Origin of the sequence: Pseudochrobactrum asaccharolyticum (assembly GCF_003314995.1) — a bacterium.
Classification (GTDB): Bacteria; Pseudomonadota; Alphaproteobacteria; order Rhizobiales; family Rhizobiaceae; genus Pseudochrobactrum; species Pseudochrobactrum asaccharolyticum.
In genome coordinates, this window is the sequence record NZ_QNRH01000012.1 from 59,665 (window position 1) to 69,998 (window position 10,334).

Annotated in this window: 8 protein-coding genes; 4 read left to right on the forward strand and 4 right to left on the reverse strand. The window is 48.4% G+C overall.

Annotated features, from left to right (window positions below; all coding sequences use genetic code 11):
• Nucleotides 1-43: 43 nt before the first annotated feature.
• Together DFR47_RS19520 and DFR47_RS19525 are read right to left on the reverse strand one after the other, a co-directional pair.
• Nucleotides 44-1,714 (reverse strand): formate--tetrahydrofolate ligase, encoded by a 1,671-nt coding sequence (locus tag DFR47_RS19520; RefSeq protein ID WP_113946182.1) that lies wholly within the window; start codon nt 1,712-1,714, stop codon nt 44-46.
• Between the two features lie 184 nt (nt 1,715-1,898).
• The gene (locus tag DFR47_RS19525; protein WP_113946183.1) at nt 1,899-2,336 is read right to left on the reverse strand and encodes a glyoxalase superfamily protein; all 438 of its coding nucleotides are present in this window, start codon (nt 2,334-2,336) and stop codon (nt 1,899-1,901) included.
• Nucleotides 2,337-2,601: 265 nt separating this feature from the next.
• Between DFR47_RS19525 and DFR47_RS19530 the strand changes: the two genes are divergently transcribed.
• From DFR47_RS19530 to DFR47_RS19540, 3 genes are all read left to right on the forward strand, one after another.
• The gene (locus DFR47_RS19530; protein WP_113946184.1) at nt 2,602-3,132 is read left to right on the forward strand and encodes an RNA polymerase sigma factor; all 531 of its coding nucleotides are present in this window, start codon (nt 2,602-2,604) and stop codon (nt 3,130-3,132) included.
• Nucleotides 3,129-4,088, forward strand: coding sequence for a FecR family protein (locus tag DFR47_RS19535; protein ID WP_113946185.1), 960 nt, complete (start codon nt 3,129-3,131; stop codon nt 4,086-4,088). Before DFR47_RS19530 ends, DFR47_RS19535 begins: the two co-directional genes overlap by 4 nt.
• A gap of 134 nt (nt 4,089-4,222) precedes the next feature.
• On the forward strand, nt 4,223-6,616 hold the full coding sequence (locus tag DFR47_RS19540; protein ID WP_113946186.1) for a TonB-dependent receptor: 2,394 nt from the start codon (nt 4,223-4,225) through the stop codon (nt 6,614-6,616).
• A 108-nt stretch (nt 6,617-6,724) separates the two neighbouring features.
• Here DFR47_RS19540 and DFR47_RS19545 read toward each other — a convergent pair whose 3' ends face one another.
• The gene (locus tag DFR47_RS19545) at nt 6,725-7,978 is read right to left on the reverse strand and encodes a metal-dependent hydrolase family protein (protein ID WP_210207351.1); all 1,254 of its coding nucleotides are present in this window, start codon (nt 7,976-7,978) and stop codon (nt 6,725-6,727) included.
• Between the two features lie 473 nt (nt 7,979-8,451).
• Between DFR47_RS19545 and DFR47_RS19550 the strand changes: the two genes are divergently transcribed.
• The gene (locus DFR47_RS19550; protein ID WP_113946188.1) at nt 8,452-9,939 is read left to right on the forward strand and encodes an inorganic phosphate transporter; all 1,488 of its coding nucleotides are present in this window, start codon (nt 8,452-8,454) and stop codon (nt 9,937-9,939) included.
• Nucleotides 9,940-10,007: 68 nt separating this feature from the next.
• On the opposite strand, the gene DFR47_RS19555 is transcribed toward DFR47_RS19550, so the two are convergent.
• A partial coding sequence (locus DFR47_RS19555; protein ID WP_113946189.1) for an autotransporter outer membrane beta-barrel domain-containing protein occupies nt 10,008-10,334 on the reverse strand: 327 nt, incomplete at its 5' end.

Below are 10,334 nucleotides of genomic sequence, written 5' to 3' on the forward strand. Positions count from 1 at the left end.
CTCTCTCCGGTGTTACAGGGCTGTGTTATGGGGCGAGGGGGGCTTAAGAAAGTCCCTGAATTTCCCCGTTGGTGTTCAGGTTGATTTTTTCCGCTGAAGGCACACGTGGCAGACCCGGCATTGTCATGATGCTGCCGCAGATCGCTATGATGAAGCCTGCACCCGCAGACAATCTGACTTCACGGACAGGAATTGTATGTCCTGAAGGGGCGCCCAAAGCTGTCGGATCAGCCGAAAAACTATATTGGGTTTTTGCCATGCAGACAGGGAAATTGCCAAAACCGGCCTTTTCCCATTGCTCAAGTTGTTTCAGAACTTCAGGCTCAATGCTGACCTGCGCTGCGCCATAAATTTCCTGAGCGACTGTCTGAATCTTCTCCAGCAGAGGAATGTTATCTGCGTAAAGCAATTGCAACTGAGCCGTATTGGTATCGGCGAGTTCTGCAACTGCGTGGGCAAGGTCTTCTGCACCTGCGCCGCCTTCAGACCAATGTTTGCAAAGAATGGCTTTGACGCCCAATCCAGTGCAAACTTCATTAAGGATAGTGATTTCCTCATCGGTATCAGTCACAAAATGGTTGATCGCGACGACAACCGGCAGGCCAAATTTCTGCACGTTCTGAATGTGGCGGACGAGATTGACGCTACCTGCTTTCAGTGCCGCCGTATTGCCAATCCCCAGATCGCTTTTCGCAACGCCGCCATTCATTTTAAGCGCGCGGATCGTAGCTACAACGACCACCGCATCAGGGCTGAGACCTGCTTTACGGCATTTGATGTTGAAGAATTTCTCTGCGCCAAGATCGGCACCAAAACCTGCTTCGGTCACGACATAATCGGCAAGAGCCAGACCGGTTCTGGTTGCGATAACACTGTTACACCCATGTGCAATATTAGCGAATGGCCCGCCATGGATGAGAACAGGATTGTTTTCGATTGTTTGTACCAGATTGGGCTGTAAAGCGTCTTTGAGCAGCACAGTCATGGCACCGTCTGCATTCAGATGAGCGGCTGTGATCGGTTGCTTGTCAAGATTATAGCCCACAATGATGCGAGCTAAACGCGACTGAAGATCGGCAAGGTCATTGGCAAGACAGAGAATTGCCATGACCTCGGATGCAACAGAAATATCAAAGCCGGACTCGCGCGGGTAACCGTTGGACGGGCCGCCAAGAGCCACATTGATATTGCGCAATGCACGGTCATTCATGTCAACGACGCGGCGCCATGTAACGCGACGTGTATCGAACCGCAAAGCATTGCCCCAATGAATGTGGTTATCAATCATAGCCGAGAGCAGATTATGGGCACTACTGATAGCGTGAAAATCACCGGTAAAATGAAGGTTGATATCCTCCATTGGCACAACCTGAGAATATCCGCCGCCAGCGGCACCACCCTTCATGCCGAAATTGGGTCCGAGACTTGGCTCACGAAGGCAGATAACCGTTTTTTTGCCTATTCTGTTGAGGGCATCGCCAAGACCTACCGAGGTCGTTGTTTTACCTTCTCCGGCAGGCGTCGGATTGATCGAGGTCACCAGAATGAGTTTGCCCTTAGGCTTGTCTTTTAACCGGTCGACCGTCGCATGGGTAAGTTTTGCTTTGTCATGGCCGTAAGGCAGTAAGTCATTCAGATCGAGACCCAGCTTTGCAGCAATTTCAGTTATCGGACGTTTATGTGCCGCGCGCGAGATTTCGATATCAGAATACATTTGAAACTCCTGAGACAGAATGACTTTGAATTTTGAACCAAAGCCTTGTCTGGTTCCATAGCAGAAATCGTCTGGCTTTTGGGAGTTATGTTCTAATAATTTGTTGGGTGTGATGTGGTTTTGATGTGGATGAACCGGCAGGCAATGATGTTGCCCTGCTCCGTTGAGGGCAGGGCAGATTATATCAGATGTCCAGTATTAACTGTGACAAGCCGTTCGATGTTTTGCGTGGTGAGATACCGGTGTGATCGACGAGGGCGGTAATACGCTGGCGAAAAGCAGAAAAGCTCTCAAAAGTGACGACATCAACGGGTTTATCGAAATGGATTGATATTTCGTATAATCCGTCAGAGCGTTCAGTGATTGTGAGGATTTTGCCGGTAAAAGCCTGATTGAGATAGCGTCCGCTGATGGTCGCGCCAATCACGAGAGGAAGTTTGGTATCATTGCTCATTTTTGCTGCAAGTGCTGAGAGGGTGTTCCAGTCACGCATGCCATATTGCTTGGCAATGAGTTCCAGCGCGGTACTGTGACTGATGGCATCACCATGATCGTTCATGGCCTGACGCAGACGCCGTGCTTGCAGTTTTAATTCATCTATGGGCGGATATTGTGCCGACATAGGATTAGCCTTTTTCTAAGGCACGCGATTACGCTTGAATACGGAGCCCGCATTACCGCCAGCCAGCATGCCTTAAAGGGCTGTGACTTTAACAGCGAGGACTTCACCTTGGAATTATCCGCGGGCGGCAGGTGCCTCGAACCGCAGGCTTTATCCGTCATGTCGGGTATTTAGTCAAGATATTTAGATGAAATATCTTGACTAAATAAATCATATTTAATACGGGAAATGTTGTTTTGATGATGTAGCCGTTGTTTGATTTATCATGCTGAATTTTGTTAATCTTTTTAAGAGTTACAGTACAGAATTACAGCGATTCTTGCGCCGCCGCGGGGCAGCGCAGGATGTGGCCGCAGATTTAACGCAGGAAACATTTTTACGTTTACTGGTCGCTGAACGTAAAAACAGACTGAAAACACTCCCTGAAAATCAAAGAGCTTATCTTTTTCGGGTTGCAGCCAATCTGCAAATTGATTGGGCTCGCAGCCAGAAACTTAATCCGCTTGCCGGTGATCCGGGTTTAATCAGTGAGATACTGGCTGATCCGTCTCCTCTGGCTGATGAGATTTTGATTAATGCAGAACTGATACGTATTCTTGAAAAAGCCTTGTCAGAAGTGCCTGACATTCCGCGCCAAATATATTTGATGAGGCTTGAGGGCATAAAATTTGCTGAAATTGCACAAGCCCTGCAAATGCCTTTGCAGACGGTTTATAGCCAAATGAGCCGTGTGATTATGCATCTGCAATATCGCTTAAATGAGGCGGATGCTGAGCGTGCAGAGTGTGCAAAATGACCTTTGATCCGCAGAGTGACGACGAAGCGCAATGGAGTTTTGATGCGGAGAAGGCACTTGAGCCTTCTGTGTGCCGGGCAATTGAGTGGTTTACTCTGCTCAGTGATGGCACTGCCAGTAAAGAGATAATTGCTGCACATTGTCATTGGTTGACTGAGGCGCCGGAAAATGCGCAGGCTTATGAAAAGGTGCAAAAACTGTGGGTCGGAGCCACACAAATACATGCAATGCAGCAGCGCCGGAAAAAGCACCGCATTAGCCGGCGCGACTTTGGTAAATTGACATTGCTCGCGGTGGCAGGTTTAGGAAGCTATGGTCTCCTGAGGAGTGCAGCGCCGGATTTTGAGACTGCAAATGGTGAGAACCGGCTGATTGTTCTGAAGGATGGCTCACAAATCCGCATGTCTGGCGGGACAGCACTGTCTGTTAAATTTAGTTCTGCACAACGGGATATTATTCTGCATTCCGGCGAGGCTTATTTTAGTGTTGCACGTGGTAATATACCATTCAGTGTTTATGCCGCCTCGGGTCGGGTGACAGCACTTGGCACTAAATTTAATATTGCTTTGTCTGGCGATCAGGCCGAAGTTTTGGTAACCGAACATGCTGTGCAAGTTGATTATGCGACACAATCACAGGTTTTACGCGCGGGTGAAAAGCTCACTTATGAACAGGATGAAATAAGTGTCCGGCAAAAAGCGGATGCTCAGGTTGAATTATCATGGCTGGAAGGCAGACTGGTCTTTATCGATAAACCTTTGGGAGATGTCGTGCACGTGTTGAACCGCTGGTCTTCAACACGCCTGCGAGTGATAGACAGACAGCTTGCACAACGTCCTGTGACATTAATTGTGAATATTCAGGATATCGATAATATCCTGCCGCAGCTCAAACAGTCCTTGTTGCTGGAAACCCGTCACATACCGTTTTGGGGCACATTGTTATATAGCGCCTGAGTCCAAGGAACTGATTTTAGTAAGAAAAATCAGTTCCTTGGAAATTAATATAAAAATATGAATATATTTATCAGAAAAACGCATTGGCTTTCCGTCTTACAGTCAGAACCTGTTTGCTGATCCGGAGTTATCCAATGCCATTGCCTGTAAAACGTGTAAAATATGCCCGATCTATGATCTTGCGCCCGCATCTTTGGGTTTGTTCTGTGGCAATAATTGCTTTGTCCCCGTTTCCGGCTTATGCGCAAAATCGCGAAACCAGTACAGTATCGCTTGGGATGAGGCGGGATTTTTCCCTTGCATCGCAACCTCTCTCTTCTACAATTGTTCGTTTTTCCGCGCAGACAGGCATTAACATTTTGGCGGACGGTGCATTTGCTGCCGGTATTCAGTCTTCTCCGGTCAAAGGTAGCCTGACTGTGGAAGAAGCCCTGTCACAAATGTTACGCGGCACCGGTTATTTTTATCAGCGTAATGATCCACGTTCCTTCACACTCGTTCGTCAAAGCACGACCAATACGGATCAGGCGACAGATGCCGGTGTGCAGCTTGATGTGATTACAATCCAGACCGGTAATCGTTCTGTCAGCGGATTAGTTGCAGGTAAAAATGCACCCTATCAGACAACGGCTGCAGTGACTTCAGTAGATGCGCAAACGCTTGGGGAAAAGAATGCCGGTAATCTGGATGCTGCGATCCGCTCTTCAGCCGGTACTTTTACGCGTAAGGCGATGTCGGGCGCCGGTGTTGCGGTGAATATTCGCGGCATGGAAGGTTATGGGCGCGTCAATATGATGATTGATGGCGCGAGGCAAAATATTCGGGTTATGGGGCATGGTGTCTCCGGCGGCTCCGCATTTATTGACAGTGATCTGCTTGCAGGTCTGGATATGGGGCGCGGGTCGCTGAGCGGCGCAGCAGGAGTGGGGGCATTAGGTGGTGCTGCCAATTTCCGTACACTTGGTATTGATGATGTTATTTTGCCGGGCAAATCTTACGGCGCCCTATCGACAATCAAATATGGTAATAATGCTTATGACTGGTCAACCATGGCCGCTGCCGGTATGCGGGCAGAAAACGGCACCGGTATTATGGGAGCGTTCAATCGCCGTGATTCAGGCGCACCGAAAGGTGGTGAGGATGATAATGGCCGGCGTCTCACGGATCGTAATCAGGCAGAAGATTTAAAATCAGGACTGGCTAAACTGGAGCTGGGGCATGGCGAGGATCATAAGCTGCTGCTGGGCGGTATATGGTATAATAACAAATCGACCATTCGCGGAGAGCCGCAGGATTATCTCAATCACACCTATACAGCGCGCTATGACTATACGCCGGATAATGATCTGATCGATCTGACTGTGAATGCTTATTATAATGATGCGCAGGTCAGATTTTCTGGAGGTAAATATGCCGGTCAGTTCACGCGCGACAAGGGGATGGGAATTGATGTCACCAATCGCAGCCATGCCGATCTGAGCAATGATATTGCACTGAAACTGACTTATGGCGGTGCTTATTATCATGATGATGTGACGAATGGTCAGTCATGGGGCAGAGGTGGTCCGGGCGATGGCAAAATTGGTATCGGCAGCTTGTTTGCGGACGCTACGCTCTCCTATGGAATGTTCGATCTGACTGCCGGTTTCCATTATGATACATTCCGGCTGCAAGGGGATGTCGTTAAAAAAAATGATCGTCAGACAGTGCTGGAATATGCTGATCGCTCGGATAGTCATTTTAACCCACGCGTGACGTTCGCGGCGACGCCTGTCGATGGTGTGCAGTTCTACACAACCTATGCCAAAACTTTCCGACCGCCGACTATCACTGAGACTTTCTTTCCCGGCGCACATAGCGCAACGCCAAATCCGACCAGCCCTAATCCGGACTTGGAAGGTGAAAGCAGTAAAGGCTGGGAATTCGGTATGAACGTGCTGAAAAAGGATGTGCTGGCTCCTGGTGATGCACTGCGCATGAAGGCGAACTATTTTAACAATGATGTTGAAAACTACATCACATCGGGGGCCTACTCGATGAAAAATATGCCAATGTTGCAATTCGTCAACATTACAGGAAAAACACGTATTAAAGGTTTTGAATTAGAAACGAATTATGACAGTGGCTTTGCTTTTGCCGGTGTTACCTATTCAAAAACCTCAACTGATCTGCCCTATGGTATGTGGTCAGACGGCTTTGGTATTGGTGAGCTGAACGGTCTGCCGGATTATACAGTGACTATTAATGCCGGTTTCCGTGCGCTCGATGAAAAATTGACAATCGGCGGACAGGTGCGTCGTATCGGTAAAACCAAGGCAGTAAAACCGCCGATGGGGCCTCAGCTGATTGATGTAGAAGGCTATATGCTGGCCGATGCTTATGCGTCTTATAAATATAATGAAAACGCAACTTTCTTCGTCAATATCGAGAATATTACCAATAAAGCCTATAAGCCTGCGCAATTTATGGATCCGCAGAAATTCGGTCGTGGTCGTACTGTGATTGGCGGTATGACACTGCGTTTCTGATGCTTGTGAACGGCGACATCCGTGACGTGAAGTCTTGAAACTGCATCATTCGTTGCGGATAGTAATCTTGTTGGCCATCCGGCCAACAAGATCATTTGTGTTAAGTTTTTACAGTTCTGACTTGTAGATATTGCCGTCTTTCATAACGAAGCCGACATCGCGCATTTGTTCGATATTATCCAGCGGATTGGTTTCTACTGCAATAATATCGGCGAGTTTCCCGCTTTCAATCGTGCCGATTTCTTCAATCATATCAATATGCGTTGCCGCATTGACTGTCGCAGCGAGCAGGGCTTCCTGCGGGGTCATTCCGGCTTCAACCATCAGTACCAGCTCGGTTGCATTATTGCCGTGAACAGAAACACCGCTATCAGTACCAAAGGCGATTTTAACACCGGCTTTATGGGCTTTGCGCAGCATATCCAGCATCAACGGCCCGGCTTGCAGTGATTTAATACGCTGTGGCTCTGTCATCCATTTTGCTTCTTTGGCAGTTCTGGCGACAAAATCACCGGCCATAACTGTTGGCACCAGATAAGCGCCTTTTTCCTTAAACAGTGCAATGGAACTGTCATCCAGATAGGTGCCATGCTCAATCGACATGACGCCGGATGCCAGTGAGGAGTTGATACCGTTCAAGCCATGGGCGTGAGCGGTTACTTTACGTCCCATGCTGCTCGCCGCATCAACGATTGCCTCAATCTCAGGGCTGGTAAACTGCTGGTTGAAGCCTGCCAGAGTGTTTGACAATACCCCGCCGGTCGCGGTGATTTTGATAATATCAGCGCCTTTGCGAATTTGTTCGCGTGCGGCACGGCGGCAATCATCTGCACCGTTGCAGATTGAATCTTTATGCAAGACTTCCGCGACATCGTCATTATAGCCCTGACGACCATCCGCATGGCCGCCGCTGACGGAAATGGCATAACCTGCACTGCGGATACGCGGTAGCGGCAAGTCATTGCGTTTGGATGCCTCTTTGAGCGCGAAGATAGCATCCTGACCGCTAGCTCCGAGATCCTGAATTGTTGTGAAACCTGCTTCTAAGGTGCGTTTGCCATGCAATGCCCCCTGCATCGCCCAGTCTGCATCTGAATTTTCCACACGCTTGAGACGCGCGTCCGGTGCCAGTTGTGAAGTAATATGGACATGGCTGTCGATCATGCCGGGCATAACGAAGGCCTTGCTTAAATCTACTATTTTTGCTCCTTCGCGTTGAGAAAAGCCTGCCTCGATAACCTCAATCTTGTTGTTTTTAATGATAATCGACTGATCGGTGAGTGGCTTGTCTGCCGGATTAGCCAGTAAGGTTCCGGCATGAATAATTATTGTCTTATCCGCATCCTGTGCAAGTGCAGGCATTATCATAAGACCTGAAACGAGAAGTCCTGATAGTAGATGTTTTTGCATATGTAATTTCCTCCACCAGATTAACGATTGCAAGATAAGCATCTAATCTCATTTATCGTCAACATATTATGAATTCATAGGTTTTAGGTATTTTAATTTTGATGTAATAAAGTATTTTGTTAAATTTTTTGAATTTAAATTAAGGATATAAATTAAAAATATAAATATTTACTATGGCAGGCTTTTGTTGTTGGTAAGGAGTGGCAGATTTCGTGGTAATTCATAATTTGCGGGGGTTGTCAGGTAAGGCTGTTCGCAGGATTAAATGAAGAGGACCGTACCTCAAATCAGTTTTTTATGCCGAGGCCTAACATTAATCATAACATGTTGTGCAAGCTTTAAGCCGTAAGCTACCGGACGGTGTAATCTTGTTGCATTGCTCGTGAAAGCCGCTTAATCAGCCATTGAAAAATTATGGAATTGATATGGCTCAGAACGGCTCACAATCAGATCATTTGGAAACATTAGACCGTGACCTCGGACGGTTTTTAACTTTGGAACGCGCGACAGCTTATATGGCGCGCCCGATGGTTGGTCCCAGCGTTGGTTTTATTTTTATCTTGCTTGCGGGCCTGCTTGCAGCTTTGTCATTCGGACAGGCAAGCAACACGTTGATCATTATTATTGTCGCAGTGTTCGGTGCCTATATGGCGTTGAATATCGGCGCGAATGATGTTGCCAATAATATGGGGCCTGCTGTTGGGGCCAATGCGCTGACTATGGGTGGCGCCATCGCGATTGCTGCGATTTTTGAGAGCGCCGGTGCTTTTATTGCCGGTGCTGACGTGGTTTCCACGGTTGCGACCGGTATTATTGCACCCGATGCTATGGGGAACTCTACCGCATTCATCTGGGCGATGATGGCTGCGCTGGTTTCGGCTGCTTTGTGGGTTAACCTTGCCACATGGATTGGTGCACCTGTGTCAACAACCCATGCGGTTGTCGGAGGCGTTGTCGGCTCCGGTATTGCCGGTGCGGGCATTATGGCAGTCAATTGGGAAAATATGATTGCCATTGCTGCGAGCTGGGTTATTTCACCTGTTATGGGCGGAGTGATTGCTGCGGGCTGTCTGTGGTTTATCAAGGCGCGGATCATCTATCAGGATGATAAGATAACTGCAGCCCGCAAATGGGTGCCGGTTTTGGTGGGTATCATGGCTGGTACTTTTGCGACCTATCTCGCAGTCAAAGGCCTTGGCCATGTCGTCAAGATTTCTCTGAACCTTGCCATGCTGATCGGTTTGGCTTTTGGTGTCGTTACCTGGCTCATTATGTTGCCGGTAATTCGTCGTCAATCTGCCGGACTTGAGAACCGCAATAAATCTCTGAAAGTTTTGTTCGGAGCGCCGCTTGTGCTCTCTGCAGCTTTGCTGAGCTTTGCTCATGGTGCAAATGACGTGGCAAATGCTGTGGGGCCGCTGGCTGCTATTGTGCAGGTGGCCAAGTCCGGTTCGATCACTTCAGATGTCAGCATTCCGTTTTGGGTGATGTGCATTGGTGCATTGGGTATCTCTTTTGGTTTGTTTTTGTTCGGGCCGAAGCTGATCCGTGTTGTTGGCAGCCAGATTACTAAGTTGAACCCGATGCGCGCTTATTGTGTCGCCCTATCCGCCGCGATCACAGTTATTGCTGCCAGCTGGCTTGGATTGCCGGTAAGTTCAACGCATATTGCTGTTGGTGCAATTTTTGGCGTTGGTTTTTTCCGTGAATGGGATGCGGAGCGTCGTCTTAAAAAGGCTCATCAATCAACAAATGGCCCGAAAATAGCGCCGGAAGAGCGCCGCCGCCGCAAACTGGTGCGACGCTCTCACGTGCTGACAATTGGTGCGGCTTGGGTATTCACGGTACCGGCTGCGGCTATATTGTCGATGCTTATCTTCTTTGTGCTTTCCGGCGTTGGCGGAAGCTTCTGAGAAGTAGTTTTGTTGAAATGAAAAACCGCCCGTAACATACAAGTTGCGGGCGGTTTTTTTACGTGTCATTACCACTTCACGCGGAGGCCGATGGTGCCCTTGTATGAGTAGCTGTCTCCGAAGTTTTTCAGGCTGGAATTGACTGATCCTTCGCCATAGAGCGAGTATTTGTCGTCGTTCCAGTTATAGGAGCTGCCAAGCCCGATACCTGCCCAGAGGCGGTCGCTTTTGTTGTAAAAACTGACATTGCTGACATCAACTTTGGTGCCGTCCAAAAACTCATGATAGAGATTGGCAATGCCGTAAACATAAGAACGGTTCATCATGCCTTGGCCATTCTGCCATGAGTTTTGATAGTCCAGACTGACACCAAGACGTCCGCGCAGATTGGCAGC

What these genes read in the sequence shown, in the direction of transcription:
- DFR47_RS19520 (WP_113946182.1), bottom strand. Translation starts at nt 1,714, where the DNA reads ATGTATTCTGATATCGAAATCTCGCGCGCGGCACATAAACGTCCGATA.
- DFR47_RS19550 (WP_113946188.1), top strand. Translation starts at nt 8,452, where the DNA reads ATGGCTCAGAACGGCTCACAATCAGATCATTTGGAAACATTAGACCGT.
- DFR47_RS19535 (WP_113946185.1), top strand. Translation starts at nt 3,129, where the DNA reads ATGACCTTTGATCCGCAGAGTGACGACGAAGCGCAATGGAGTTTTGAT.
- DFR47_RS19545 (WP_210207351.1), bottom strand. Translation starts at nt 7,978, where the DNA reads ATGCCTGCACTTGCACAGGATGCGGATAAGACAATAATTATTCATGCC.
- DFR47_RS19540 (WP_113946186.1), top strand. Translation starts at nt 4,223, where the DNA reads ATGCCATTGCCTGTAAAACGTGTAAAATATGCCCGATCTATGATCTTG.
- DFR47_RS19530 (WP_113946184.1), top strand. Translation starts at nt 2,602, where the DNA reads ATGCTGAATTTTGTTAATCTTTTTAAGAGTTACAGTACAGAATTACAG.
- DFR47_RS19525 (WP_113946183.1), bottom strand. Translation starts at nt 2,336, where the DNA reads ATGTCGGCACAATATCCGCCCATAGATGAATTAAAACTGCAAGCACGG.